Origin of the sequence: Prosthecobacter sp., from assembly GCF_034366625.1 — a bacterium.
Classification (GTDB): domain Bacteria; phylum Verrucomicrobiota; class Verrucomicrobiia; order Verrucomicrobiales; family Verrucomicrobiaceae; genus Prosthecobacter.
Map to the genome: position 1 here is coordinate 88,704 of NZ_JAXMIH010000023.1, position 24,770 is coordinate 113,473.

General features: G+C 60.6%; 26 protein-coding genes. 19 read left to right on the forward strand and 7 right to left on the reverse strand.

What is annotated here, in order from left to right; translation table 11 throughout:
* The first annotated feature begins 38 nt into the window (after window positions 1–38).
* On the forward strand, window positions 39–848 hold the full coding sequence (locus tag U1A53_RS21010; protein WP_322283817.1) for a hypothetical protein: 810 nt from the start codon (window positions 39–41) through the stop codon (window positions 846–848).
* Window positions 849–870: 22 nt separating this feature from the next.
* Here the strand turns inward: U1A53_RS21010 and U1A53_RS21015 are convergent, their stop codons facing one another.
* Window positions 871–1,674, reverse strand: coding sequence for an alpha/beta hydrolase (locus U1A53_RS21015; RefSeq protein ID WP_322283818.1), 804 nt, complete (start codon window positions 1,672–1,674; stop codon window positions 871–873).
* 157 nt (window positions 1,675–1,831) lie between these two features.
* On the opposite strand from U1A53_RS21015, the gene U1A53_RS21020 reads away from it, so the two are divergent.
* Genes U1A53_RS21020 through U1A53_RS21030 form a run of 3 tightly spaced genes read left to right on the forward strand, consistent with a single transcriptional unit; the run spans window position 1,832 to window position 7,874 of the window.
* The gene (locus U1A53_RS21020; protein ID WP_322283819.1) at window positions 1,832–3,106 is read left to right on the forward strand and encodes an HlyD family efflux transporter periplasmic adaptor subunit; all 1,275 of its coding nucleotides are present in this window, start codon (window positions 1,832–1,834) and stop codon (window positions 3,104–3,106) included.
* Between the two features lie 54 nt (window positions 3,107–3,160).
* Complete coding sequence (locus tag U1A53_RS21025; protein WP_322283820.1) at window positions 3,161–3,883, forward strand: sigma-70 family RNA polymerase sigma factor; 723 nt, start codon at window positions 3,161–3,163, stop codon at window positions 3,881–3,883.
* 43 nt (window positions 3,884–3,926) lie between these two features.
* Window positions 3,927–7,874, forward strand: coding sequence for a bifunctional serine/threonine-protein kinase/formylglycine-generating enzyme family protein (locus U1A53_RS21030; protein WP_322283821.1), 3,948 nt, complete (start codon window positions 3,927–3,929; stop codon window positions 7,872–7,874).
* Between the two features lie 188 nt (window positions 7,875–8,062).
* Here the strand turns inward: U1A53_RS21030 and U1A53_RS21035 are convergent, their stop codons facing one another.
* Window positions 8,063–9,409: a Gfo/Idh/MocA family oxidoreductase gene (locus U1A53_RS21035; RefSeq protein ID WP_322283822.1), complete on the reverse strand. Its 1,347-nt coding sequence runs from the start codon at window positions 9,407–9,409 to the stop codon at window positions 8,063–8,065.
* Window positions 9,410–9,499: 90 nt separating this feature from the next.
* Here U1A53_RS21035 and gmk point away from each other — a divergent pair, with 90 nt between their 5' ends.
* Window positions 9,500–10,120 (forward strand): guanylate kinase, encoded by a 621-nt coding sequence (gmk, locus tag U1A53_RS21040; protein ID WP_322283823.1) that lies wholly within the window; start codon window positions 9,500–9,502, stop codon window positions 10,118–10,120.
* A 15-nt stretch (window positions 10,121–10,135) separates the two neighbouring features.
* On the opposite strand, the gene U1A53_RS21045 is transcribed toward gmk, so the two are convergent.
* The 3 genes from U1A53_RS21045 to U1A53_RS21055 form a co-directional block, all read right to left on the reverse strand.
* Window positions 10,136–10,933, reverse strand: coding sequence for a carbon-nitrogen family hydrolase (locus tag U1A53_RS21045; RefSeq protein WP_322283824.1), 798 nt, complete (start codon window positions 10,931–10,933; stop codon window positions 10,136–10,138).
* Window positions 10,930–12,192 (reverse strand): MFS transporter, encoded by a 1,263-nt coding sequence (locus U1A53_RS21050; RefSeq protein ID WP_322283825.1) that lies wholly within the window; start codon window positions 12,190–12,192, stop codon window positions 10,930–10,932. Before U1A53_RS21050 ends, U1A53_RS21045 begins: the two co-directional genes overlap by 4 nt.
* Window positions 12,193–12,279: 87 nt before the next feature.
* Complete coding sequence (locus U1A53_RS21055) at window positions 12,280–12,543, reverse strand: hypothetical protein (RefSeq protein ID WP_322283826.1); 264 nt, start codon at window positions 12,541–12,543, stop codon at window positions 12,280–12,282.
* Window positions 12,544–12,745: 202 nt separating this feature from the next.
* On the opposite strand from U1A53_RS21055, the gene U1A53_RS21060 reads away from it, so the two are divergent.
* From U1A53_RS21060 to U1A53_RS21110, 11 genes are all read left to right on the forward strand, one after another.
* On the forward strand, window positions 12,746–13,765 hold the full coding sequence (locus U1A53_RS21060) for a hypothetical protein (RefSeq protein ID WP_322283827.1): 1,020 nt from the start codon (window positions 12,746–12,748) through the stop codon (window positions 13,763–13,765).
* 48 nt (window positions 13,766–13,813) lie between these two features.
* On the forward strand, window positions 13,814–14,392 hold the full coding sequence (locus U1A53_RS21065) for a hypothetical protein (RefSeq protein WP_322283828.1): 579 nt from the start codon (window positions 13,814–13,816) through the stop codon (window positions 14,390–14,392).
* A 12-nt stretch (window positions 14,393–14,404) separates the two neighbouring features.
* Complete coding sequence (locus U1A53_RS21070; RefSeq protein ID WP_322283829.1) at window positions 14,405–15,142, forward strand: TlyA family RNA methyltransferase; 738 nt, start codon at window positions 14,405–14,407, stop codon at window positions 15,140–15,142.
* 200 nt (window positions 15,143–15,342) lie between these two features.
* The gene (locus U1A53_RS21075; RefSeq protein ID WP_322283830.1) at window positions 15,343–15,768 is read left to right on the forward strand and encodes a hypothetical protein; all 426 of its coding nucleotides are present in this window, start codon (window positions 15,343–15,345) and stop codon (window positions 15,766–15,768) included.
* A gap of 118 nt (window positions 15,769–15,886) precedes the next feature.
* A complete protein-coding gene (locus U1A53_RS21080; protein ID WP_322283831.1) occupies window positions 15,887–16,288 on the forward strand; it encodes a hypothetical protein in 402 nt (133 codons plus the stop codon).
* A gap of 195 nt (window positions 16,289–16,483) precedes the next feature.
* Complete coding sequence (locus U1A53_RS21085; RefSeq protein ID WP_322283832.1) at window positions 16,484–16,810, forward strand: LysM peptidoglycan-binding domain-containing protein; 327 nt, start codon at window positions 16,484–16,486, stop codon at window positions 16,808–16,810.
* Window positions 16,807–17,430, forward strand: coding sequence for an N-acetylmuramoyl-L-alanine amidase (locus tag U1A53_RS21090; RefSeq protein WP_322283833.1), 624 nt, complete (start codon window positions 16,807–16,809; stop codon window positions 17,428–17,430). Before U1A53_RS21085 ends, U1A53_RS21090 begins: the two co-directional genes overlap by 4 nt.
* 97 nt (window positions 17,431–17,527) lie before the next feature.
* On the forward strand, window positions 17,528–18,538 hold the full coding sequence (locus U1A53_RS21095) for a polyprenyl synthetase family protein (protein ID WP_322283834.1): 1,011 nt from the start codon (window positions 17,528–17,530) through the stop codon (window positions 18,536–18,538).
* Between the two features lie 57 nt (window positions 18,539–18,595).
* A complete protein-coding gene (radC, locus tag U1A53_RS21100) occupies window positions 18,596–19,291 on the forward strand; it encodes a DNA repair protein RadC (RefSeq protein ID WP_322283835.1) in 696 nt (231 codons plus the stop codon).
* A gap of 164 nt (window positions 19,292–19,455) precedes the next feature.
* A complete protein-coding gene (locus U1A53_RS21105; RefSeq protein WP_322283836.1) occupies window positions 19,456–19,716 on the forward strand; it encodes a hypothetical protein in 261 nt (86 codons plus the stop codon).
* A gap of 171 nt (window positions 19,717–19,887) precedes the next feature.
* Window positions 19,888–20,301 carry a cupin domain-containing protein gene (locus U1A53_RS21110; RefSeq protein WP_322283837.1) on the forward strand — a complete coding sequence of 138 codons (414 nt, stop codon included), beginning with the start codon at window positions 19,888–19,890 and terminating at the stop codon, window positions 20,299–20,301.
* A gap of 50 nt (window positions 20,302–20,351) precedes the next feature.
* Here U1A53_RS21110 and U1A53_RS21115 read toward each other — a convergent pair whose 3' ends face one another.
* The gene (locus U1A53_RS21115) at window positions 20,352–21,542 is read right to left on the reverse strand and encodes a hypothetical protein (RefSeq protein ID WP_322283838.1); all 1,191 of its coding nucleotides are present in this window, start codon (window positions 21,540–21,542) and stop codon (window positions 20,352–20,354) included.
* A gap of 139 nt (window positions 21,543–21,681) precedes the next feature.
* On the opposite strand from U1A53_RS21115, the gene scpB reads away from it, so the two are divergent.
* The 3 genes from scpB to U1A53_RS21130 are packed head-to-tail and all read left to right on the forward strand — an operon-like array spanning window position 21,682 to window position 24,371.
* Window positions 21,682–22,401, forward strand: a complete 720-nt coding sequence (gene scpB, locus U1A53_RS21120) for an SMC-Scp complex subunit ScpB (RefSeq protein WP_322283839.1) — start codon at window positions 21,682–21,684, stop codon at window positions 22,399–22,401.
* A gap of 20 nt (window positions 22,402–22,421) precedes the next feature.
* A complete protein-coding gene (locus U1A53_RS21125) occupies window positions 22,422–23,501 on the forward strand; it encodes a prephenate dehydratase domain-containing protein (RefSeq protein WP_322283840.1) in 1,080 nt (359 codons plus the stop codon).
* Window positions 23,502–23,558: 57 nt separating this feature from the next.
* Window positions 23,559–24,371, forward strand: coding sequence for a Fic family protein (locus U1A53_RS21130; RefSeq protein ID WP_322283841.1), 813 nt, complete (start codon window positions 23,559–23,561; stop codon window positions 24,369–24,371).
* Window positions 24,372–24,380: 9 nt separating this feature from the next.
* On the opposite strand, the gene U1A53_RS21135 is transcribed toward U1A53_RS21130, so the two are convergent.
* Entirely contained in the window at window positions 24,381–24,743 is a 363-nt protein-coding gene (locus tag U1A53_RS21135) for a hypothetical protein (protein WP_322283842.1), read from the reverse strand.
* Window positions 24,744–24,770: the final 27 nt, after the last annotated feature.

Consider the following 24,770-nt stretch of genomic DNA (forward strand, 5'->3'; position numbering starts at 1 on the left):
TATGCCCGCTTTGTGTTGCGCGTCGGAAGCCTGACGCCATGCTGGTGCCAGCCATGAGATGGAAGCCTATTGTCCTCTGGAGCCTCGCAGCGGGTTTGTTGATCGATGCCGTGGTGGTTTTTGTCGCCCTTTCGTCAAAAACCTGGCGACAGATTCGATTGGAAAACAAGATGCTTGGATTTGGGCGTGGCTACGGCCAGGAAACAACAGCTCAAGGAGTGGCAAACGCTCGGAAATGGTGGGCTGAGTGGCATGATCTCATGGGTCCGGACGACCGCTGGACGTTGAACGCACGGTCAAGTTACGCCGCCGCATTGTTGGACGACCACCAACAACGGGAGTGGGAAACGGAAATGCGTGAGTTGATCAAGCTGGGCAGCCGCTTGTTCGGTCCCCGGGACATCCAAGTCGTGGAAAATCATTATCGCCTTGCATCAGGTCTAGATGAGATGGGACGATATGCGGAAGCAGAATTGGAATGGCGCATTTGTCTGACGAGCTACACCGACGAGAACGGAACGGTGCAGTCGTTCGGAATGAACTGCCTCAGAGCACTGCAGGTCAATCTCGACCGCCAAGGAAAGTATGAGGATGAGATTCAGATTCTTCATCTGGATCTGGAGCGAGTCGCACCACTGGCTTCGGAGCAAAGGTCAAGACCGCGTGGGCTGATGGAGAATGACTATCAGGGCGAAGAACAGCGCCTTCAACAGACCCTAAAACATGTGGAGGCAAAAGCCTTGGCCAAACGCGACTACGAAACAGTCCTCTACAAGCTCGGCGCAGAGCATGACGACACAAAGCAGCTCAAAACGCGCCTTGAGGAACTCAAGAAAACGAAACTGTAGCGACGAGGCCGGTCAAAGGTGATCAATGCTTCAACAGCCACTCAGTCGTGCGCGGATTGAAGTCGCCCATTTGTTCCCAGTGGAAGGCGTGGCCGGCGTTGTCATAGAGGTGCAGGTCCGCGCCGGGGATGGCGGCGGCGACTTCCTGGCTCATCCATTGCGGGGTGAAGGTGTCATCCTTGCCGCCGATGACGAGGGTGGGGCACTTGACGTTCTTGAGTTCGTTGAGCGTGTTGTGGGTCATGGCGGCGGCGCTTTGGGCCTCGGTGGCGTGCAGGGGCTGCGGCGCGGGGTTGGTGGCGGCGTCTTTGAGGCCTTGCTGCATGTTGTTCCAGCAGTCGTCGTTGTCGAACCAGGGCTTGGTGAAGATGAGCATCTGAATCCACTGCATGAAGTCCTCGGGGCGCATGTTCGCCTTCGCCTTCATGAGGTGCTGCCAGGTGTAGAGACCGAAGCGGTCCTGCCGCGCCCAGGTACACATGAGGATCATGCTTTTCACCTTCTGCGGATGACGCAGCGCGAGCTGTTGGGCGATGACGGAGCCGAGGGAGCAGCCGACGACGCGGGCCTGCTTGATGCCGAGCTTGTCCATCAGGCCGGCGTAGTCATCGGCCATCATCGCGGTGGTGTAGGGGCCGACGGGCTTGTCGGTCTCGCCCACGCCGCGGTTGTCACCGAGGATGCAGCGGAAGTGCTTCTCCCAAGCCTGCGCATGCGCGTCCCACACGCCGCCGGGAGCGGTGACGCCCATGATGCAGACGAGCGGTTCGCCGCTGCCGCGTTCCTGATAAAACATTTTGATTCCGTTGGTTTCGACGTGGGGCATGGCGGTGAAGTTCTCGGTTGGCTGTTCTCGGTTCGCCGTTGGCGGGCAGAACCCGGCGGTTGCAACCGCGAACGGCGAACAGAGAACAGAGAACCGCATTTCGACAAGCAAAAATCACCTGTCGCGGCACGAAGTTCGCGCATAGTGGGCGCACGCCATGCCCGAAGCTCCAGCCGAAACTTCCAAAGCCGCCCTTCCACCCTGGGAGGCGAAACAATCACCCACACGACGTAGTTTGCCACGAAAGGTGGCTGCCTGGTCCATCGCGGGTGTTCTGGTGTTGGTGATGATCTATGCTTTGCAGCCGAGACCGGTGGAGGTCGAAGTGGGTGTGGTGCAAAAAGGGCCGTTGACGGTCTATGTGTCCGAGGAGGGCAAGACTCGCATCCGCAACCGCCATGTCGTGGCCGCGCCGGTGGCGGGCAGCATGCAGCGCGTGACGCTGAAGCCGGGCGATGCGGTGAAGGCTGGTGAGACGGTGCTGACGCGCATCGAGCCATCACTTTCACCGTTGCTGGACGCACGTTCCCGCACGCAGGCACAGGCACGTGTGGATGCGGCGGCGGCGGCACGCAGCCGTGCCAACGAGAACATCGAGATGTCACGCACGGGTCTCAAATACGCGCAGGCAAACTGGGATCGCGTCAAAAACAACACGGACAAAGGCACCATCAGCGACACAGACCGCGACACGTTTGAGCGTGAGGCGGAAATGAAGGTTCGGGAGGTGCGCTCGGCGGAGTTTGCGTTGCAGGTGGCCGATTTCGAACTGGCGCAGGCCAGGGCGGCCCTGCAGCAGATCGACAAGCCGGGATCGGGTGGCGCGTCCATCGACGTGCGCGCACCAGTGAGCGGCGTGGTGCTGCGGGTGCAGCAGGAAAGCGCGACGATCGTGGCTCCAGGCGCGCCCATTTTGGAAATCGGTGACTCGACGGACCTGGAGATCGAGGCGGAGATTCTTTCGCGTGATGCGGTGACAATCCAACCAGGTGCATTGGTCACGGTGGAGCAGTGGGGAGGCGACGAGCCTGCCAAAGCCCGCGTGCGGCGTGTCGAGCCAGCGGCCTTCACCAAGGTGTCAGCGCTCGGCGTGGAGGAGCAGCGCGTGCTGGTGCTGAGTGATTTCGTGGAGCAGACGCCCGCGCTGAAGGCGCTGGGCGACCGTTACCGCGTGGAAGTGCGCGTGGCCGTATGGAATAGCGATGAGACGCTGCTCGTGCCCGCGGGGGCGCTGTTCCGCGAAGGAAGCGAATGGAAGACGTTTCTCTTTGATGACGGCAACGCCAAGTCAGTGACCGTGAAAGCGGGACGCACGGATGGCAAGCTCACGCAGGTGCTGGACGGTCTCAAAGCGGGCGATGAGGTGCTGATGCATCCGCCGGACACCGTGAAGGACGGCAGCGACGTGGTGAAGCGCGAAGAGGTGAAATAGCGCGGCGATCTCTTGCAAAACCGCAGAGCCTCATGACAGACTCCCGGCTTGCCGATGCCTCCCGTCACCCGCCCTCACGCCTCCTTCCTCACCACCCGCTGGACGTGCGTCTGCGCGGCCAAGGCGGACTCCGAGGATGGACGCAGGGCGCTCGCGGATTTGTGTGATGCGTATTACGAGCCCGTCGTCGCCTTCCTCCGCTGTGAGCTGCGGGATGCGGATGCGGCGCGTGAGATGAGCCATGCCTTCTTCGCCGGGATGCTTGCGGGCGGTGCCATCGACACGGTGGAGCGTGAGCGCGGTAGGTTTCGCTCGTATCTACTCGGCGCGGTGAAGCATTTTCTCTCCCATCAGCGCGAAGCGGCGCAGCGGATGAAGCGGGGCAGTGGTGCGGAGACGGCTTCGCTGGATGATACCGAAGCGCAGGTGGTGGCGGATGCCCGGCTGCCCTCTCCTGACACGGCATTCGACCGCCAATGGGCGCTCACGCTGCTGAGCCGTGCGTTGAGTGAATTGCAGCGCGAGTGTGAGGTCGAGGGAAAGGGCGTCGTGTTTGAGAAATTGCAGCCCTGGCTCACCGGCGATGCCGCGCATGGGGATCAGTTGGAGCTGGCGGCCTCACTCGGCATGAACCTCAACTCGCTCAAGTCCCAAATCCACCGGCTCAAGTCGCGCTTCCGCGCCTTGGTGAAGGAGCAGATCGCCGCCACGTTGAGTGAAGACGGCTCCATTGAGGAGGAAATGACCGTCTTGTTTGCGGCGTTGCGGAGAAACTGATTTCCTTGGCAACTCTTTCCCTGCTACACGTCAGGACACCGATATGAGCGACAGTTTGCCTCCCCATTTGAAGAGCTGCACCCAATGCGGTGCGGAACTGCCGGCTGGCGGCACCAACGGCCTCTGCCCGGCCTGCCTGATGGCGGAGGCGATGAAGCCCTCCGGCCCCAAGACGCGGTGGGAACCGCCCACTGCGGAGGAGCTGGCAAAACTCCTGCCACAGTATGAGATCACGCGGATGCTGGGCCGGGGCGGCATGGGCGCGGTGTATCAGGGCACTCAGAAGTCCCTGGACCGGGCGGTGGCCATCAAGATCCTCTCCAACGATCTCGAGGAGGCCGATGCCAGCTTTGCCGAGCGCTTCAAGAACGAGGCGCGGGCCATGGCCAAGCTCAGCCATCCTGGCATCGTCGCCGTGTTTGACTCCGGGGAGACGGCCAACGGCCTGCTCTACATCGTCATGGAGTTCATCGAGGGCACGGACGTGGCCCGCATGATCGCCAAAGACAAACGCCTGCACACGGACCACGCGATGGCGATCACCGCGCATGTGTGTGATGCGCTGGCCTACGCGCACGAGCGCGGCATCATCCACCGTGACATCAAACCGGCGAACATCATGGTCGGTTATGACGGCGTGGTGAAGGTGGCGGACTTCGGACTCGCCAAGATGAGCAAGGCTGGCGAAAGCGCCCTCACCCAGAGCGGCATGGCCATGGGCACGCTGCACTTCATGGCTCCCGAGGCGCTCATGCTCGGCACGGCGGTGGATCACCGCGCGGACATCTACGCGGTGGGCGTCATGCTCTACCAGATGCTCACCGGCAAGCTGCCGCAGGGCATGTTTGAGCTGCCGTCGCTGCAAGTCCCTGGCCTGGACCCCCGCTACGACAGCATCATTGGCAAGGCGCTGCGCGAGGATCGCGAGCTGCGCTACCCGAGGGTTCTGGACATGCGTCATGACCTGGATGCCATCCTCACCCAGCCGGTGGTGAAGGTGGAGGCGGCGGCGGAAAAGGCGCCCGCCGCCTTGCAAACTCAGGCCCGCCCGCAGCGCCCCGGCGGCCAGCCGTATCGCCCGCCTCAGCCACAGGTTGTCGTACGCACGGAGAAGAAGGGATCGCCGCTGCTCTGGGTGGGATTCATCGTCATGGCATGTATCGCCGCATGGCTGGGACTCAAGAAGAGCGGCGGCGAATCCACGCCTGAACCCGGTGGGGCGGCTGGTCCTCCAGCCGCCTGGAGCGGTCCCTCGGTGACGACCCCGCCCAACGCGGCGCTTGGAGGACCAAGCTCCCTACCTTCCACCGCCTCGCCTGCCAGCGCGACAAAGGAGGCCCCCTTCGTGAACTCCCTCGGCATGAAGTTCGTGCCCGTGCCCGGCACAAACGTCCTTATGTGCATGCATGAGACGCGCAAGAGCGACTACGCCGCCTTCGCGGCGGAAACCCCTGGCACAGACAGATCTTGGGTGAATCCCACGTTTGTGAATCCCACGTTTGAAGGCATGAAAGTCAGCGAAGGCGATGATCATCCCGTGGTAAGTGTAAACTCCTTGGATGCGGAAGCCTTCTGCCAGTGGCTGAGCAAGAAAGAAGGTCGTAGCTACCGCCTGCCGAGTTGGCGGGAGTGGGGCTGGGCCGTGGGCACCGGGCCACTGGAGCATGAAGGTGCCACGTTCGCTGAGATGAAGGTCAAAGTGGCTGGCATTTATCCATGGGGACGGGGATGGCCGCCGCCAAAAGGGGCGGGCAACATGGCCGACGAGGCATTGAAGGCTAGGCAGCCAACAGCAAAAATCATTGCGGGATACCAAGATGGCTATGCCACGACGGCTCCAGTCATGAGTTTTCCGCCGAACGAGATCGGGATCTATGATTTGTGCGGTAATGTCAACGAATGGTGTGGTGACATCACTACCAAGGGCGATCAGCGTAAGATCCGCAGTTCCTCCTGGGTAACCTTCGGGCCTGATGTCTCCGCATTGTCTTCCAACCCCGGAGATGGTGGACAATCCCTGATGCTGCGTTGTGCTGACCTCGGCTTCCGTGTCGTCCTCGAACTCACTTCCGGCACCGCCTCCGCTGAAACGGCTGCAACGGCAACTCCTCCCAGCACTCCGGCAAAGGCCACCGCCATAGAAACCACGAAGGCTCCGCCGATGACGACTGCGAAGCCTGCCGCAGTCGTGGTGAAGGAGTCGGTGCCATTGACGTTGCCCACCGGCCCCACGACTTGGACGGATACCAAGGGACGAATCATCACGGCGACATTCAAGGCCATCGCCAGCGGCAATGTGCTCCTGGACATCGCGGGCAAAGTGACGCCGGTGCCGCTGAACACGCTCTCGGCAGCGAGCCAGAAGCTCGCACGCGACTACCAGCAGCAGGCGGCGTCCACCACCTCCCCGGACAGCGCCACCAAGGATCGCCCCTTTGCAAACACCCTCGGCATGAAGTTCGTCCCCGTGCCGGAGACGAAGGTGCTGTTCTGCATTCACGAGGCACGCTACAAGGATTGGCTGGCCTATACGACTACGAACGGTCTGGGCGAGCCAGCCAAGAGCTACATGGCACCCGTGGGCGATTGGATCACCGAGCGTGACGAGGACCACCCCGTGAAGAACGCGACGCACGATGATGCGGTGAAATTCTGCCAATGGCTCAGCAAGAAGGAAGGCAAGACCTACCGCCTGCCCACCGACCAAGAGTGGAGTTATGCCGTTGGCATTGGTCAAGAGGAGTCGTGGACTTCAGGGGCCACGCCCGAAAGCCGCAATGAGAAATTGAAAGATGTCTTCCCATGGGGAACAACCTGGCCACCGCTCCAGGACGCCGGAAACTTCGCCGACACGGCTTGGACCGAAACGTTCCCCAAAGAAACGCGATTTATCGACGGCTACAGCGATGGATTCCCCACCACGGCGCCGGTGATGAGCTTCAAGCCGAACTCGCTTGGCATCTATGACCTGAGTGGCAATGTCGGTGAGTGGGTGGCGGACTGGTGGAATCCCGCTCAGAAAGACCGGACCATCCGTGGGTCGGCATTCGTCTCAAGCGAGCGCCAGCGTTTGTTTTCCTCAGCGCGCGGACATCTCCCGCCCTCAGTTTTCTACCAAAACGCCAATATTGGGATTCGCGTCGTCCTGGAAGTCGCGCCCACTGCTGCCACCCCATTGACTTCACCACCCGCCGTCGTTCAGCCTGTTCCACGCATTCCGGCAAGCCAGGCAGCAACCATACTCACATCCGCCACGAAGGACCAGCCCTTCACCAACAGCCTCGGGATGAAGTTCGTACCGGTGCCGAACACGGATGTGCTCTTCTGCATCCATGAGACGCGCCGCCAGGATTTCGCCACCTATGCCGAAGTTGTCGCCGGTGTGGACAGATCATGGATGGAGCAGCAGGAAAATGGGGTGGCATGCGGCGCGGGGAGCGCTCACCCTGTCGTCGGGGTGAGCTGGGAGGAAGCTGGCAGGTTCTGCGAGTGGTTGAGCCAAAAAGAAGGCAGGCGCTATCGCCTTCCAACGGATCGGGAGTGGAGCTGGGCGGCGGACATAGGTCAGCAGGAGCAATCATCCCAAGCCACCGTACCTGAAATATTGAATGGCAAGCTCACGACGGTGTTTCCCTGGGGTGGTGAATACCCGCCAGTGGCGAAGGACGCGGGAAACTATGCAGATAGCGCATGGTATGAGAAGTTTCCTACCAGGCCGTGGATCGAGAATTTCTCGGACGGCTTTCCCACCACTGCGCCTGTGATGAGCTTTAGGTCGAGCAAACTGGGGCTTTACGACCTGGGTGGCAATGTTTGGGAGTTTGTTCAGGACTGGTGGAATCCGCAGCAGCAGGGGCGTGTCATCCGTGGTGGATCGTTCAACAATGTTCATCAGGACCTTTTGCTCTCCTCCGGCCGCTTCCGTTGCCATCCAACGGATCGCTTCAACAATCACGGCTTCCGCATCGTGCTGGAACTGCCGAAGCCCTGACATCGCTGTGAAAACAGCCTGATGAGATCGAGGCAGGCATGCCTGCCGTCGTCTCCTGATTCGTCTCCCCCCAGCCGGGCCGTTCGCATGCCCTGAAGGTCGCGGCAGGTCCGCGAGTAGAGGGAGATCATGAAAAAGCGGCCTCTTGCGAGGCCGCTTTGAAGAACGAACTGAAGTTCGAGAGTGCGTTAGACCTTCCAGTCGCCGCGGTAGTCGCGGGTGAGCCATTTGGCGTCGCCGCCGCTGGTGTATTCGTGCTTCTCGGGATTCCACTTCATGGTGCCGCCGTGGTAGTACGCCTGGTTCATGAGGTGGCAGGAGATGACGGTGCTGGCACCGATGGCGACGTCGCAGATCGGCTTCGCGCGGGTTCTGATCGAGTTGATCCAGTCTTCGTGATGGTTCTTCGAGTTGTAGAGCTTTACCTTGGCATCGGTGAGGAATTCTTTTTCGGTGAGGGTGACTTCACGATCAAGGGAGGTGCCTTTGTCGATGTCCTTGTCCCAGAATTTGTGAATGGACTTGCCAGCGAGGATGAGTTCAAACTTGCCACGGTTGACGTGGACTTCACCATTTTCGCCGAAGAAGGAGACGCCCTTGCCTTTACCGTTGTGGAGGAGCGGGATGCCGCTGGCGTAGATGAGCTTCGCGCCATCGGTGGCTTCGTCGTGCTTTTCAGGCGCGATGATTTCGACCGGGCCTTTTTCATCCTCGCCAAGGCCCCACTGGGCGATGTCGATGTGGTGCGCGCCCCAGTCGGTGATCATGCCGCCGCCGTATTCGCGGGTATTGCGCCAGGCAGGGAAGTGATTGTGAACGCCACGCGGGCTGAGCACGCTGCTGTAAGGCGCAAGCGGACCCGGACCGCACCACATGTCCCAATCGAGGCCCGGTTCCATGGGTTCCTCGGGATTGGCGTTGGGTTTGGCAGGCGAACCGAAGGAGGTTTCAACGTTCTTGATCTTGCCGATGACACCGTTGCGGACGAGTTCGCAGGCGACACGGAATTCTTTGCTGGAGCGCTGCTGCGAGCCGGTCTGGAGGATGGCGTCGTTTTTGCGCGTGGCGGCAATGAGCGTGAGAGCTTCGTGAATGTTGTGGGTGAGCGGCTTTTCGCAGTACACATCTTTGCCAGCGTTCAACGCGGCGATGGCGATGATTGCATGCCAGTGGTCGGGCGTGGCGATGACGACGGCGTCGATGTCCTTGCGATCAAGGAGTTTGCGGAAGTCAGCATAGGCTTCGCAGCCTTTGAAGGCGGCATCCTGGTCCTTGCCATAGCGTTCTTCGACGGTCTTCTTCGCGTTTTCGCGGCGAGTGGTATCGACATCGCAGACGGCGACGATCTGGACTTCCTTGCGGCCGAGAAAGCTGCCGAGATGGCCGCTATTCATTTTGCCCACGCCGATGAATCCCAGAACGATGCGCTCGTTGGCCGATTTTCTGCGTTTGCCGCACGAAGGCAGGATGAATGGTGCTGCCACCGAGGCGGCGGCGACTTTGACGAACTGACGGCGTGAGGATGCGTGTGGCATGGGTTGAGTTGGGTGGGGTTTGAGGGTGGAGCATTACTGGCAGTTTGCCAAGTCTCTTGCACTCGGTGTTGGCGTGGGTATCCGACAGGGATGGAGTTCTCAAAACAGCGTCTGGGGCAGTTGATCATCGTTTCGGGGCCGTCAGGCACCGGCAAGACGACACTGGCGCGCAAGGTGTGTGATCGCGGTGAGGCGGTGTTCTCGGTTTCCTGCACGACGCGTGCGCCGAGGCCGGGCGAAGTCGATGGGAAAGACTATTTTTTCCTGACGGAGGGGGATTTCCTGGCGCGGGTGGAGCGCGGGGAGCTGTTTGAACACGCTCGCGTGCATGGCCGGCTCTACGGCACGCTGAAACGCTACGTTTACGAAAATCTGGAGAGCGGCGTGGATGTGATCATGGACATCGACGTGCAAGGTGCGGCGCAGGTGCGCGCGTGTGAGGATGAATTGGTCAAACGCTGCCTGCTGGAGATCTTCGTGATGCCGCCGAGCCTGGATGAATTGCGCAACCGCCTGTCAGGCCGTGCGACGGAGGACGCGGCGGCATTTGAACTGCGGATGCAGAACGCGGCGGCAGAGATGGAGCACTGGCGCAAGTATGGCTATGTGCTGGTGAGCGGCGCACGTGAGGACGACGCGCGGCGCTTTGATGCGATCCTCGAAGCGGGGCGGATGCGGACGAGTCTGAGGCCAATGACGAATGACGAATGACGAATGGTGTGGAGATCATCCATTCGACATTCGACATTCTGCATTCGTCATTAATCCCGCGTCTTTGAGAGCGGGGAAGTGCGCACGCCAGTCTCGGATGACCGCAGGCTCAATCTGTGCACTGACCACGCGTTCTTGCTCGGCAGCGTCGGCGATGATGATGCCGTGGGGATCGACGACGAGGCTGCGGCCGGTGTAAGTGAACTGGGGATCGGTGCCACAACGGTTGACGCCGATGACGTAGGCGAGGTTTTCGATGGCACGGGCCTGGAGCAGCGTGATCCAGTGCTGGATGCGTTTGACCGGCCAGGCGGCGATGTAGATGAGCACTTCGGCTCCGGCACGCACGGCATCGCGGGCGAGTTCGGGGAAGCGCAGGTCGTAGCAGATGAGCGGGGCGATGCGGAGGCCTTGCCATTCAAAAAGACTGACACTGGTACCTGCGACGTGGGCTTTGTCCTCGCCACCCATGCTGAAGGGATAGTTTTTGGTGTAGCGGGCGAGGATGCTGCCATCGGGAGCGATGGCGAGGGATTGGTTCAAGCCTCGGTTATCGGATGTTTGGGTGACGACGCCACCGATGACGCAGCTTTGGTATTGAGCGGCGATTTCGCGCAGGAACTGCTCGCTGAGGCCACCTTCGGGCTCAGCGGTGACGGGGAGGTTCATGCTGAAACCGGTGGAGAAGGTTTCCGGCAGGATGATGAGTGATCCGGGCTGAGGATTCGCTTCAGCGATGAGTTTCCGCGCTTTAGCGTGATTGGCGGAGCGGTCTTCCCATGCGGAGTCGATTTGAACGAGGTGTGCTTTCATAGGCGTTCGGGTTTGGCACCGGGTCGGAGGCGGTCGGAGGTTGAGGGATCGCTGTTGCGGGCGCGGACGGTGATGAAGCCGCTGGCGGAGAGGATGGTGAGGCCGCAGAGGATGGCGAAGGTGTCGAACGACATCACTTTGACCATCGCAAAGGCCAGCGACGGAGCGACGAGGCCGCGCATGCCGGTGAGGAAGGTGTGAACGCTCATGTATTCGGCCACGGCATGCTTGGGCGCGAGTTTGGTGACCCACAGCGCCCAGGTGACGTTGCCACCGGCGTTGGCCATGCCCCAGAGCGCCATGCCGAAGGTCCACCAGCCGATGCCGTGGCCGAGGTAGAAGCACAGGACGCCGGCGGCGAAGAAGACATTTAGCACCGCACGCACGGTGAACAGGTGGAAGCGGTCGTACACAAGCCCCCAAGGATAGGAGAAGATCAAACGGGCCACGACGGGGACGACGCCGGTGATCCAGGCGACCTCGAACTCGGGCAGGTTGATGCCATGACGTGGATTGGCGAGGTATTCGACGAACAGGCTGGCGGCGGCGAGATTGCCGATCCCCATCATCATCCAGGAGATGAGCAGCGTGCGGAAGTCACGATCCTCACGCACCCAGCGCAGGGAGCCCCAAAGATTGGTGCTGGAGTTCGCGGGAGCTTCCCATGGCGTGATGGGCAGGCCATAGGTCCAAAAGCCGGAGATGAAGCAACTGGCGGCAAAGCCCCAGAGCAGCCAGGTGTAATAGTGAAGATCCCAGCCGAGAAGCTTGCCGCCGACAAAGCCGAAACACATGGCGGCAGCAGCACGGGTGACGCCGGTGACGGCGAAGAGCTTGCCACGCGTTGCCGCAGGGTAGTTGATGCGGTAGATCTGCGTCATCAACGGGATCTGCATCGACAGGCAGAAAAGCCCGAGGCTGAGCCCGGTGATGTAGAGCAGCGGATCGTGCGGAAAGGCGGCTGAGACGGTCATGCAGGCACCGCCGAGCATCTGCACCTTGGCCGCAGTGCGTGAGATGGTGCTTTTCGCCCGGAGCAGCAACGGCACGACGAACAAACTCGTCACGAGACCACCGCTGGTGGCGCTGAGAAAGACAGACTTCGCCACATCCCCCATGTGAAACACACGGACGGCGATGAGCATGCCGAAGGTGGCGGTGAGTGTGTCGATGACTCCTGATGGCAGCGAGCGCCAGAGCTCGTTGCGGAAGGTCTGGGAGGTGGTGGCATCGCCTTCTTTCACAGGTGCTATTCGCATGAAGCAAGATGCGCGTCCAGCACAGAGGCTGGACGCGCATCAGGCGACAGATCGAATTCACTGGCAGGCACAGAGGCCCGCGATGCATCAAGCTGCTTTCTTCGACTTCTTGGCCGCAGGCGCTTTCGCGGGAGCGGCGGCTTTCGGAGCTGCGGGCTTCTTCACCAGTTTCGGGGCAGGCATCGGGACGACGGTCAGCCACTCTTGATAGTGGAGCCAGGTGTCGCTGCCTTCATCGCGCAAGTAGTCGGCAGAGGAGAGGATGCCACGCTTCTGGAAGTCGAGGATTTCCTTCTTGGCGAAGGGTCCGAATTCAACGAAGGCGCGGCTGAGGTACACGAGGTCTTTCATGAGGTTGTATTATTGGGGTTTGGTTTTGGGGGGAGGGCGGTGTTAACACCATGTGGTTTGTGGAACAAGCAGCAATCTTGCCACAGTTCCACATTATTGAGCCGATCCTGAAATCTGGGCCGAGATGCCCGCTTTTTTTGCATCAAAGAAGGCATGCGGGCTTGCGGCATCTGCCACCGACCTCTAATTTATATGACAAGTAATGATTATTTGCCTCGAATCGTCCATCCTCGGCGGGTACCTTTCCAACGAAGTACCCGGTTTGGTCACTGGTGTTCTCCATCTTGCAGGTCTGCGTCAGCCGGTGCGTGTCGAGTTGGTGGGGAATTTTCTGCGCGACATCGCCGGCTGCCGCGTGGACTTCCACAATCCACTGCCTGAAGTCAATGCAGGCCATGTGGAGGCCATCGCACCCATGCAGCACGGCTATAGCGGGCTGATGACAGCCTCCTATCGCGTGGCGAAACTGCCACGCCGCCGGTCCCAGTCGGGCTTCGTATCCACTCTGCCGGTGCCGCCGGGGTTGAAAAATCTGCTGTTCTTTGAGTGGTTCAATCAGGACCACCAGCGCATCCTCATTCAATCCTGGCATCTGCAATTGCGCGTCTCCTCACCGCGCTGGCAACTGACCAAGGATGAGGAGGCCGCCTTGCTGCGCCAGAACCGCGCCCGCCGGAAGCATTTCCTGCTGGGCACAAGCCGGAATGCCAAGTCCGCCGACGCTCTGCACAGTCCCGGTTTTGACGATCCTTTCCAGCCGACCAAACCGGGCAGTGATCCCTTTGGTGCCGTAAAAAGCGACCCCACCCTCGAACCGCCACGTAAATCGTCAGCCATATCCGGGAGCAGTGAAGACAAAGACCCCGTGGCACGCTCGGCGGCGCTGGCGAAGGAACTCCGGCGCTTTCAGAGTCTTCTCGTCTTTAATGAGGAGGTGCTCACACGTCCCGCCGTGCTGCGTCTGCTCTCCACTGTGGCGGATCTGGCCGCGCATCTCATCCATGTGCTGCGTCAGTTTGCTGAGGCGGAAAAGGATCAGTGGCAGTTCCTTGTGATCGATCTGGAGCAGAGCCTGCCGCTGTTTGCCGCCGCCTTGAACGCCACGGACAAACTGGTGCAGCAACACCCCGATGGCGCAGACATGGAGTGGCTGGCCGGTGTGCAGGCCAGTCTCCTGAACATCGAGCTGCGCATGCGTGAACTGCTGGGGCTGCTGCGCTGATTGTGAGCGGGGTTGATCCCTGCGGAGCTTGCGTCTAGCATGCGCACCATGCGTCTCTCCCACTTTGCCCTGGCTCTCACGATCATTCTTCTCGCCATCACCGGTTACCTGGCCTGGGAGGCACAGGAGGAAGCCAGAGGAGCACGTCGGGAACTCGAACTGGTGCGCAAGCAGCAGGCCGCCCGCGACGTGGCCACGCCGATCAAGCCCACCACCGTCACATCGTTGCCGCCACCACCCGAGGTGCCGGCTTCGGCTGCTCCTGCGGTCCCGCCGCTGGCTGGGAGTGGCTTGATGCCAGGAACTCCGGTCACTTCCCCCTCGCCCGCGCCCGCTGCAGCCCCTTTGACCGCGCTGCAAAAGCAGCTCCTCGGCATGCCTGCGATGGCGAAGGTGATCGAGATTCACAATGACCAGGGTTTTGCTGTCATCAGTGCAGGCAAGGACAAGCAGCTTTCCCAAGGGATGAAATTTGACGTGCGTCGTGGTGATGGATTGGTGGGCCGTGTGATCGTGGGGGACACTATTGAAGCGTCCGAAGCGGTCGTGGACATCGACAGCACCGTCGCTCTTCCAGGAGTCCGCATCGAAGTTGGTGATGAACTCATCCTGCCGATTCGAAAGTAAGGATCGCACCACATGCCGCGCGAACGTCTCGACCTTGCCCTGGTGAAGCTCGGCCTCGTGCCTTCACGCGAGCAGGCCAAGCGGCTCATCATGGCGGGCGAGGTCAGTGTGATGGGGCGGCGCATCACCCAGCCTGGCTGGCTGCTGAGGGAAAACGAGCAGATCGTTCTGCGTCAGCCGCCGAAATACGTCAGCCGTGGCGGTTTGAAGCTCGAAGGAGCGCTTGAGCATTTTGGCATCGATGTGGCGGGCATGACCGCATTCGATGTGGGGGCTTCCACGGGAGGATTTACGGATTGTCTGTTGCAACGGGGCGCCACGAAGGTCTTCGCTTACGATGTGGGCACCAATCAGCTCGCCTGGAAGCTGCGCAGCGATCCGCGTGTGATCTCACGCGAGCAGTTCAATCTCCGTCACATGAAGCGTGAGGACGTGGGACAGGAGGTGGACATCCTGGTGGCCGACCTTTCGTTCATTTCGCTCACTTTGGTGCTGCCAGCCGCCTTGCAGGTGCTGCGGCCTGGCGGTCACGCGGTGGTTTTGATCAAGCCGCAGTTCGAGCTTTCACGCGGGGAAATTGGCAAGGGCGGCATTGTGCGGGAGCCGGAACTGCACGCCAAAGCCTGCGCACGCATCGAGGACTTTGTGCGTTCTCAACCGCAGCTTCAATGGCGGGGCCTGATAGAGTCTTCCATCCAAGGAACCGAGGGCAATCGCGAGTTCCTGGCGTGGTTCACTGTCCTGGCATGACTTGCCAGCGGGGATTGACGAAAAGAGTGGGGCAGTGACCCGGCAGAAATAAGTTTGTGACATCGACCCGCATGCGACTTATCGACGGCCGAGTTCTCAATTTTGCGCCTCACAGAGATGGGTTTTTGTAAAATTTTGATAAACACTGCTTGCGTTTATGCGATAATTATCATAATTTACTGCCATAAAGATAAACAGCCATGAAAACACTTAGCCGCTCCCCCCTTCTTCAATCGCGCTGCTCCGGATTCAGCCTCTTCGAGGTGCTAATGTTCATCGCCGTGCTCGGAGTTATTTTGGGCATCACAGTGCCCATGCTAAGCCAGAGCGATTCAATTTATGCCGCGCGTGACCGCCGCAATGCCCAGGAACTGTCCTCGACCAGCGTGATGGCCCAGGCTGCCGGCTTGGATTTTGTTCAGAGCGATGATGTGTTCGATACGGTGCGTGCCATCGTCCGCGGTGGCATGCCGGTGCGTGGGGCCATGAAGGGAAGGATCTTTGTGGTTCCCGGTCTCAGTGAAGAAGATATCCAAGGAGCTTCCAAATATCTCCGCATTCAAAACGGCGAACTGCGCTATACCAACAGCAAAACGGCGCAACAGCCAGGAGACCAGCGTCTGTAGGCTGCGGGAGCGGTTTTTCTCCGGCATTCATCGTGTTGCCAGCGTCATGCAGAGCTGTGTGGCCGCCTGATGTGTTTTGTCTTGCCTGCCGTCGGCGTTTCCACCAGCATGCGCCTTCATGAACTCTGCATTTATCAAGAAGAACTGGTATCTCCTCACTCCGGCGGCAATTCTGCTCATCCCAATGCTGATGGTCTTGTTTTGCACCGTCAACTATGGCTACAGCCTCTCTGAATCCATGAAGGCCGTGCGCTACTTCGGCTCCACCAGCACGCGTTACTCACAAGGGTTTTCCGAACGGAAATTCAAGATGGTGCGGCTCGGAATGGACGGACGGTCGGTTTACAACACGATCAAAAACCCCATGGAGCGCAATTTGCCGGAGGACAACGAGTGGCTCTACAGCCTGCCTGGCGCCGGTACTGAGTATTATCACGAACGCATCATCATCCTGGAGAAGGATAAAAACGGCATTCCACGTGTGAAGCAGAAGGTCAGCCGATTTCACACGCCGGATTGATTCATGGGCGATCCACGCGAAGATACCGCACCATCACGCATGAATCATTTCACGAACCAACTGCTGAAATCCTGCCCGGTCCTTCCGCTCATACTGCTGCTCGCCTCCTGCGGGAGTTCAGGGCACATCAAAGGGCTGCCCAAAAATCTGCCCGTCATCAATCTGCACAGCTCGCCCAGGACCCCTCCGCACAGCATGTCGCACGCGGACTACCCCTTTGCGGACAGCGGTGACTATAAAAGCGATTGGGCGGCCGAAGGAGGGCAGGGCGCTGGAATGGACTATTCCTCATGGCGCTCTTCGCATGGTGGATCGTCCTCGCGCAGTTCCCGTGGCAGTTCGTCCAAGAAAAAGACCTCCTCCAAATCCAGCGGCAGGAGCAGTTCTTACGCCATCAAAAGCGGTGACACGCTCTCCACCATTGCACGCAAAAGCGGCACCACCGTCGCGAAGCTCAAGGCCGCCAACGGCCTCAAGTCCGACATGATTCGTGCCGGCAAAACGCTGAAAATTCCCAAGTGATCCTGCTTCACCGTCTCTCACGCATCGCTGCGGCATGTCTGGCGCTGCTTGTGAGTGGTGCTGGGAGTGAGGCGGCCGCCCAGACGCTGCGTTTCTCCACCGTGGTCATTGATGCCGGGCATGGCGGCAAGGACGGCGGCTCCGTGTGGAACGGCCTGATCGAAAAAAAGCTCTGCCTTGATGTTGCCAAGCGCGTCGAGGCTGGTTTGAAATCACGCGGTCTCAAAACTGTCATGACCCGCCGCACCGACACGTTTGTGGAGCTGGAACAGCGGGCGCGCCTCGCGAACCGCGTGCCGACCTCAGTGTTCGTCAGCATCCATTTCAACGGCAGCCGTACCACCCTCATCTCCGGCGGGGAAGCCTACTATCGCAGCTCACGTGGGAAGATTCTCGCCTCTGCCATCAGCCGCTCCATCAAAAGCCGGGTCACAGGCGGCTCGCGCGGCATTTTTTACGCCGACTACAAGGTGCTGCGTGCAACCCAGATGCCCGCTGTGCTCGTCGAATGCGGCTACATCAGCAACAAGCGCGAGGCACGCCGTTGCGCCGATCCGGTTCATCGTCAGAAGCTTGCCGACGCCATCGTCAGCGGTCTTCTCGCCGCCAGAGGGCGCTGACGGAAAAGCAGCTTTCATTTCTTTTGAAAGTTCGCGTTTGCGAGGCAACGGCACGGCATTTGACGAAGCCCCTGCCGTGGTGGATGAAATGGCAGACATGTCAGCCCCCACCGTCAGCGCCAGCAACCCGGTCTTCCCGTTCCATCTCGTGCGGGCGGATCTCGAGCGCGTGGAAGCCGCCATCCTCGAGCAGGCGCGCGCATTTGACCCCGGTGTCGAAGGCTACGTCAGCTACGTCTGCAAAACCTCCGGCAAACGCATTCGTCCCGCGCTTGCCGTACTTGCCGGTGGTGCCACTGGCGGCACGCATGAGGGCCACACGCGCCTCTCCGTCATCCTCGAACTCGTCCACATCGCCTCCCTCGTTCATGACGACATCATGGACGGCGCCGACATCCGCCGCGCCATGCCTACCGCCGTTGCCAAATGGGGCAGCAGCCTCAGTGTTCTGCTTGGCGACAGCCTCTTCGCCTACGCGCTCGAACTCGCCACCGAGTTTGAGGACACCCACGTCTGTCGCACCATCGCCAAAGCCTCGCGCGATGTCTGCACCGGCGAGATCCTGCAAACCCAGCGCCGTTTCGACTTCAATCTCTCAGTCGCCGATTATCTCAAGATGATCGAGATGAAGACCGCCGCGCTCTTTGCCGCCGCCAGTGAGCTCGGCGCGCGCCTCAATCAGCAGCCCGACTTCGTCCAGCACGCCCTTCGCGACTACGGCAGCAAGCTCGGCACCGCCTACCAGATCTACGACGACTGCCTCGACATCGTCGGCGACGAAAAAACCGTCGGCAAAACACTCCGCACCGATCTCGCCCGAGGCAAGCTCACCCTGCCCATCCTTTACCTCCTGGAGAGCGCCACCGAGGCACAGAAGCAAAAGCTTAATCGCATGCTCCTCAAAGGCGAACCCATGGACACCACCATCCTCGCCAGCATCGCCGACTACGCAGGTGCCGTCGAACGTGCCGTCAAATTCGCGCAGAACCTCCTCGTCGAAGCCCGTGCGGATTTGATCTGTCTTTCCGCCACGTCCCACAAACAGGCCCTCGAAGACATCATCGGCTACCTTCACAGCTTGCTCGATCAGTGCCGCGCCATTCATTAAGCTGTCTTCGTCTGATCCAAAACCGCGAACTGAGAACAGCGAACCGCGCACGGCTCCATGTCCCGCATCCACGACATCCCGGAAAACGACCGACCGCGTGAGCGCCTCCTCCGCCTTGGCCCCCAGGCCCTCTCCGATGCCGAACTCCTCGCTCTCTTCATCAACACTGGCACCAAGGGCGAAAACGCCCTGCAAATCGGTCAGCGCATCCTGAGCGATCACAAATCCCTGCGCGATCTCTCCCGCCTCGAACCTGCCGTCCTGAGCAAGATCAAAGCTCTCGGCCCCGCCAAGACCGCCAAACTCATCGCCGCCTTCGAACTCGGCCGCCGCGCTGCACAGGAGCCTTCGCACGCCGAGGTCATTCTCGACCGCCCGCAGCGCATCTACGATTACATCGGCTCTGAAATGCAGGCCCTCGGCTACGAATCCGTTCGTGTCATCCTGCTGAACACCAAGCTCGCCGTCACCCGCTGTGAGGAAGTCTTCCGCGGCAGCCTCAACGAATGCACCGCCAGTCCGCGTGAACTGCTCCGAAAAGCGCTCGTTCACAACGCCTACGCCTTCATCCTCATCCACAACCACCCCTCCGGCGATCCCACCCCCAGCGACGCCGATCGTCGCATCACCCGCCGCCTCCGCGAAGCCTCCGAAGCCACCGGCCTCCTCCTTCAAGACCACCTCATCATCGGCACGCCCTCCGAATCACGCGCCCTCCCGTATTTCAGCTTCAAAGAGCATGGGATGTTGTGAAGTCGCGAAGCGTCTTGGAGCGCGACACCGCTTTACATCGGCCCTGATGCTTGAGAAAACCCAAGCCCGCTCGAAAAGCGGTGGTGAGAAGGACGCGCATGAGCTGAATTTCAGTTTTCAGTTTTCAGTTTTCAGTTTTCAGTTTTCAGATTTAAGGAGGGAGCATGGGACAAGACGAAATCGAGCGTAACATGGGCGTGCAGCCTCTGGACGGGATCATGACCGAGCATGAGCTGACCAATCATGCCTTGGTGGCTGCCAGCACTGAGCCCATGACTCACAAGGCCGTCCAACGCGCCCGCAAAGGCCGCCGCCTGACCAAGCACATGAAACAGCGCATGGCGGATGCCCTGAACCTGCTGATGAAGCAGCAGGGCAAGGAGATCGAGCGTCCGTGGGTGGTGAAGGATTTGTTCACGTATTGAATAATCCTTCTCCTGCTCTTACTCCTCCTCCCTGAAGATCGGCCCCAAGGCGTCCGGACAAGGGAGGAGGAGTAAGAGTAGGCGGCAGAGGAAGAGGGCGTGTTGTTCGGATAGCCACAGGTGCATCCCCCGGCTTGCCGTCGCGTTTCGATCACGCTAGCATCGCGCATCATGTCCGACGCCATCTCCAACCGCCGTTTCGTCACCGCTGCTGAAAAAATCGATTACCAGTCCCCCTGGACACTCGAAGAGTGGCTGTGCCGCAACGACATCGTGAACAACGAGCACCTCATGATGGTGCGCGCGAACATGGAGCCGGGTCGCAGCCATCCGTTTCACTCACATCCGACGCGGGAGGAGATGATCTACGTCATTGCGGGCAAAGCGGAGCAGTGGGTCGGTCAGCAGAAGAAACTCCTCGGCCCGGGCGACATGGCATTCATCCCGATGGGCGAAATCCACGGCACCTGGAACGTGGGCGACGAGATGCTCGTCTTTCTCGCGATCCTTTCGCCTGCCAAGGCCGATGAGCCGGGCATCGTCGATCACAGCGAGGAAGAGCCGTGGAAATCGCTGAGAAAGTAGCCCAGTTGCTGTGCAACTGGTGACTGGATGCCGGTTGCACAGCAACCGGGCTATTTCTCCCGCAGCTCCTTGCGCAGATCGGTGATGCCGTCGCGCAGGGCGAAGAGTTCGGTGCGGAAGTCGTTCAGCAGATCGAGACGTTCCTGCCAGGCGGGTGATTCCATCAGCTCCTTCAGGGCTGACAGCGCCTCGTTGGCCCAGTTCAGGCAGCGACGCAGGATGGCGAGGATGTAGCCGTTGTTTTCCGAGCCGGGAAAGCCGCCCATGCCGAGCGCTCCGGCGAGCTTGCCGCTGATGTTCATCGTGTTGCGGATGAAACGGTCCAGCGGGGTGTTGTCATCGCTGGTGCCGGTGGATTCGTCGTTTTGCTCGTCGAGCTCGTTCATCAGGCGGATGACGAGATCGTGCGCCCGCTTTTGCAATGGATGATCCTCCTTGGACTCCTCCTCTTCGAGCCACTGGTCGAAGTCCTCCTCGTCAAACTCATGGGGATCGGTCTCTGCGGCTGTTTTCCAGCTTTCTCCGTCATCCTCAGTCTCGCGCGGACTGTCCCCGCCGAGCATGTGGTCCCAGCCCATGACGAAAGCCACGCGGTCATCGTGCAGTCCTTCCGTGCCGTATTTTTCCAGGGCCTCCATGTGCGCGTCGGAGAGGCGGTCGGACTGTTTGAGAGAGCTCTCCCATGCCTCCTCGCTGTCGTCGAACTCCTCAGAGTCCTCTTCCTCCTGCGGTTCAGGACGCTGGATGATGCCGGCCAGCCAGCCGCGCATAGTGTGCAGGTTGGTCATTTTTTGAGCTTCCTCCTCCGCCTGGTCCATCTCCCAGACCCAGGCGGAGATGCCGGTTTCAAAGTCCGCACTCTCGATGAAAACACGGCCGTTCTCCTCGGAGAACCACTCCAGGTAAAGCGTGTTGCTCCACTCCGTGGCGGCTTGCTCCTCCATTTCGGACGTTTCCTCAATGTCACTGTCATCGCTGATGACGCGCACCTTCCGGGTGGCGGTGATGTCGCCGACATGGCCGGTTTGCTTTGGCCGTAGCAAGGCGGTGCTGTCCTGGGCCTCGGGCTGCGGGTTGGTGAAGGTGATCTTGCAACCTGCGACATCGCGCCAGGCATTGCCGCGCAGATCGAGCGTGATGGGATCAGCGTGACCGACGAGCCAGAGCTTGCCGCGCACATTGCCACGCGAGGTGTTGTCGATTTCGCCACGGATGATCGCTTTGTCGAGACGCAGGGCCATGCGGGGATGAAAGCGTGGGCGGGGGAGGGGTGTCAAGAAGGGCCTCCACGAGGGCGAAAACAGGAGTTTTCCCCGTTTTGAACTTCGTTCCACGGCTTGACTCGCCTCTCTGCCTCGCTTGAGATTGCCCGCCCGCGTCATGGAACTGATCTCGATCGTTGAAGCCCTTCTTTTTGCCACCCAGGAACCCCTGGGTGTGCCGCAGATGTGTGCCGCCGTCAAAGACACGGCGAAGGACATCGTCGATGCGGCGACTGAAAACGCTCAGCTTCCTGGCGAGGCTGTGCAGATCCCGGAATGGGTGACGCCGCTGGCGGCAACGACCGAGGAGCAGGTGCGTGCGATTCTGGATGAACTCATCGCCCGCTACGCCGCCGAGAAGCATGCCTTCACCCTCGTCGAACGTGCCAATGGCTGGCGCATCGCCGCTCGTGGTGAGTATGCGGAATGGTGCCGCGCGCTGTATCCCGGCAAGAAGGTACATCGTCTCAGCCAGCCGGCGCTCGAAACGCTCGCCATCGTGGCTTACCGCCAGCCGATCACGAAGGCAGGCATCGAAGCGGTGCGTGGTGTTTCGGTGGATGCGATGGTGCAGCAGCTCATCGACCGTGGCTTGATGAAAATCGAGGGCCGCGCCGATCTTCCGGGCCGCCCGTTGTTGTATGGCACGACAGAAGCCTTCCTCGATCATTTCGGCGTGCGCAGTCTCGATGACATGCCGAACGCCTCCGAACTGCGCCGCGTGAAACTGCCCACCGCAGAAGAGGGTGCGCCCGCTGCCAGCGAGCAACCGCAGGAGCAGCAGCTTTCCCTGGCACCGGTGACTCAGCCGGAGGAACTGGCTGTCGCCGAGTCTTGAACCCCTTTTCCCCTGCGGTCATGTCCCTTGAAGAAGTCCGCGACCAGATCGACCGCATCGATCAGCAGCTTCTCCAGTTGCTGAACGAGCGCGCCGAACTGGTGCATGCCGTCGGCGCGATCAAGCGCAAGGACGACCTCGACATCTATGTCCCCGGCCGTGAGGACAAACTCCTGCGCAAGCTGGCGGAGATCAATCGCGCGCAAAACGGCCGCCTCACCGAGCGCGCCATCCGCGCCATCTATCGCGAGATCATGAGCGCCGCGCTCGCGCTCGAAGACAGCCTCAAGATCGCCTACCTCGGCCCCACCGGCTCATGGACGCATCAGGCGGCGGTGAACAAATTTGGTCACTGCGTTGAATACCTCGCCGAAGCCAGCACCGAGGGCGTGTTTGGCCGTGTGGCGGCGCAAACGGCCGATTACGGCGTGCTGCCCATCGAGCACTCCACCGAAGGGGCCGTGCATCACACACTCGATCATCTCGCCGACAGCGCCTTGCAGATCTACGCCGAGATTTTGTGGAAGGCCGATGCCGCTGTGATGGCGCAGGGTCCCAATGGCACCATCACCGAGATCCATGGCCGCGCGCAGATGCTCGCTCGCTGCCGTCCCTGGCTCGCGCAGAGTTTTCCCGCCGCGCAGCTCATCGAGTCCGCCAGTTCCAGCGCTGCGGCCACTCTTGCCGCGCAGAATCCCGCCATCGCCGCCCTCGGCACGCCTTTGAGCGCCGAGCTGCATGATCTGCGCGTCATCGCCACCTCGCCGCGTGAATACGCCACGCAGACCCGCTTCATCATCCTCGGTCGCCGCTCCGGCCCGCCCTCCGGCAACGACAACACGATGCTCATGATCCATTCCAAGGATCGCGTCGGCGCGCTGATGGAAGTGTTGCAGGTCTTCGCCTCCCGCAACGTCAACGTCCGCCAGATCGAGAACCGCCCCACCCCCTGCGGCACCCAGGCCCGCTTCTTTCTCGAAATCAGCGGCCATCACTCCGACGCCGCGCTCCAGCAGGCCATCACCGCGCTTGAGGAGCATGCCGTGCAGGTCAAGACCCTCGGCAGCTATCCGGCTCCGGGATGGGTGGAGGAGCGGTGATCGCCCCTGTCGTCCGCCTCATTGCGCAGAGCATCAGCCTGACGTAGTCTCGTCATCGTGTTATTCCGCTTCCTTCCCGAACTCAGCGCCCTTGATGCCGATCTGCGCGAGGCTTTTCTCGAAAAGCTGCGCGTGCGCTGGACGCACACCTCGACGGCGTTGGAAGGCAACACGCTGACGGAAGGCGAGACCTTTGGAGTGCTGCGCTACGGCCTCACCATCTCAGGAAAATCGCTGGCAGATCACAACGAAGTCCTTGGTCACAGCCGGGCGTTGGACTTGCTCTACGGCTGGTTGGCAGAAGCCCGCGTCTTGCAGGCGGCAGACCTGCACGCGCTGCATCATGCCGTGCAAACGAGCGTGGAGGTGGACTATTTGAAGCCCGTGGGTGCTTGGAAGCGCGAGCCGAACTCCACCCTCGCCAAACAAGGCGGCAAGACCGTCATTAATGACACCTATGCCATGCCGGAGCAGGTGGCGGCGCTCATGCAGGACTGGCTGGCAGGCTTCCAGCAGCGACGGCAGGATAAAACCACCACAGCACTGGAAGCCTATGTCTGGAGCCACGCCACCTTCGTGCGCATCCACCCTTATGCCGACGGCAATGGCCGCATGGCGCGGTTGCTCGCGAATCTGCCCGTCATCGAAAAAGGCAGGCTCCCCATTTTCATCCCGTCCGAGCGTCGCCTCGACTATATCGAAGCTCTGGCAACCTGGCAGCTCACCAGCGGCCCGCCGCTCTCGCATCAACCGCTGGAAGGCGACCTGTCGCGTTTGCAGGCGTTTCAGACACTGTGTGAATCGTGCCTGGAGGAGTCGAACGCGTTGCTGGATGACATTCGGAGCACTCAGGACGCCAGACACGGGTAGGACAGCGTCTCACACCTCAAACGTGTGCTTCAGCGGCAGCGGTGCGCCGCAGATCACACACAGAGAGCGCTTCGTGTTGGTCTTGGAGCCGCAGCTCGGGCAATCGACGATCTGCATGCGCATTTTTCCATCGGTGGTGCCATCGCGCAGATCGATTTCGAGGACGCGCGATTGCAATTCGTCCTCGGTGAGACCGTGTTTGTCGCGCAGCAGCTCCCACATGGCCTGACAGCAAAGAGAGAGGCGCTCGATGCGGCGTTGCAAACGAGAGAGTTCGGCGGCAGCGCTCTCGGCTTTGTTCGCGGCACGGTCGGCGGTTTGATTGGCAGACGAAATCTGCCCCTGCTGATGAAGATCCCAAAGTAAGTCCACGGGCGCATGTCATAGCCGAACCATCAA

Bases quoted from the DNA above. Each gene is read 5' to 3' on its own strand.
- U1A53_RS21110 (WP_322283837.1), top strand. From the start codon at position 19,888: ATGTCCGACGCCATCTCCAACCGCCGTTTCGTCACCGCTGCTGAAAAA.
- U1A53_RS21075 (WP_322283830.1), top strand. From the start codon at position 15,343: ATGAAAACACTTAGCCGCTCCCCCCTTCTTCAATCGCGCTGCTCCGGA.
- U1A53_RS21020 (WP_322283819.1), top strand. From the start codon at position 1,832: ATGCCCGAAGCTCCAGCCGAAACTTCCAAAGCCGCCCTTCCACCCTGG.
- U1A53_RS21030 (WP_322283821.1), top strand. From the start codon at position 3,927: ATGAGCGACAGTTTGCCTCCCCATTTGAAGAGCTGCACCCAATGCGGT.
- U1A53_RS21080 (WP_322283831.1), top strand. From the start codon at position 15,887: ATGAACTCTGCATTTATCAAGAAGAACTGGTATCTCCTCACTCCGGCG.
- radC (WP_322283835.1), top strand. From the start codon at position 18,596: ATGTCCCGCATCCACGACATCCCGGAAAACGACCGACCGCGTGAGCGC.
- U1A53_RS21125 (WP_322283840.1), top strand. From the start codon at position 22,422: ATGTCCCTTGAAGAAGTCCGCGACCAGATCGACCGCATCGATCAGCAG.
- scpB (WP_322283839.1), top strand. From the start codon at position 21,682: ATGGAACTGATCTCGATCGTTGAAGCCCTTCTTTTTGCCACCCAGGAA.
- U1A53_RS21015 (WP_322283818.1), bottom strand. From the start codon at position 1,674: ATGCCCCACGTCGAAACCAACGGAATCAAAATGTTTTATCAGGAACGC.
- U1A53_RS21070 (WP_322283829.1), top strand. From the start codon at position 14,405: ATGCCGCGCGAACGTCTCGACCTTGCCCTGGTGAAGCTCGGCCTCGTG.
- U1A53_RS21065 (WP_322283828.1), top strand. From the start codon at position 13,814: ATGCGTCTCTCCCACTTTGCCCTGGCTCTCACGATCATTCTTCTCGCC.
- U1A53_RS21060 (WP_322283827.1), top strand. From the start codon at position 12,746: ATGATTATTTGCCTCGAATCGTCCATCCTCGGCGGGTACCTTTCCAAC.
- U1A53_RS21095 (WP_322283834.1), top strand. From the start codon at position 17,528: ATGTCAGCCCCCACCGTCAGCGCCAGCAACCCGGTCTTCCCGTTCCAT.
- U1A53_RS21035 (WP_322283822.1), bottom strand. From the start codon at position 9,409: ATGCCACACGCATCCTCACGCCGTCAGTTCGTCAAAGTCGCCGCCGCC.
- U1A53_RS21115 (WP_322283838.1), bottom strand. From the start codon at position 21,542: ATGGCCCTGCGTCTCGACAAAGCGATCATCCGTGGCGAAATCGACAAC.
- gmk (WP_322283823.1), top strand. From the start codon at position 9,500: ATGGAGTTCTCAAAACAGCGTCTGGGGCAGTTGATCATCGTTTCGGGG.
- U1A53_RS21055 (WP_322283826.1), bottom strand. From the start codon at position 12,543: ATGAAAGACCTCGTGTACCTCAGCCGCGCCTTCGTTGAATTCGGACCC.
- U1A53_RS21105 (WP_322283836.1), top strand. From the start codon at position 19,456: ATGGGACAAGACGAAATCGAGCGTAACATGGGCGTGCAGCCTCTGGAC.
- U1A53_RS21050 (WP_322283825.1), bottom strand. From the start codon at position 12,192: ATGCGAATAGCACCTGTGAAAGAAGGCGATGCCACCACCTCCCAGACC.
- U1A53_RS21085 (WP_322283832.1), top strand. From the start codon at position 16,484: ATGTCGCACGCGGACTACCCCTTTGCGGACAGCGGTGACTATAAAAGC.
- U1A53_RS21010 (WP_322283817.1), top strand. From the start codon at position 39: ATGCTGGTGCCAGCCATGAGATGGAAGCCTATTGTCCTCTGGAGCCTC.
- U1A53_RS21025 (WP_322283820.1), top strand. From the start codon at position 3,161: ATGCCTCCCGTCACCCGCCCTCACGCCTCCTTCCTCACCACCCGCTGG.
- U1A53_RS21045 (WP_322283824.1), bottom strand. From the start codon at position 10,933: ATGAAAGCACACCTCGTTCAAATCGACTCCGCATGGGAAGACCGCTCC.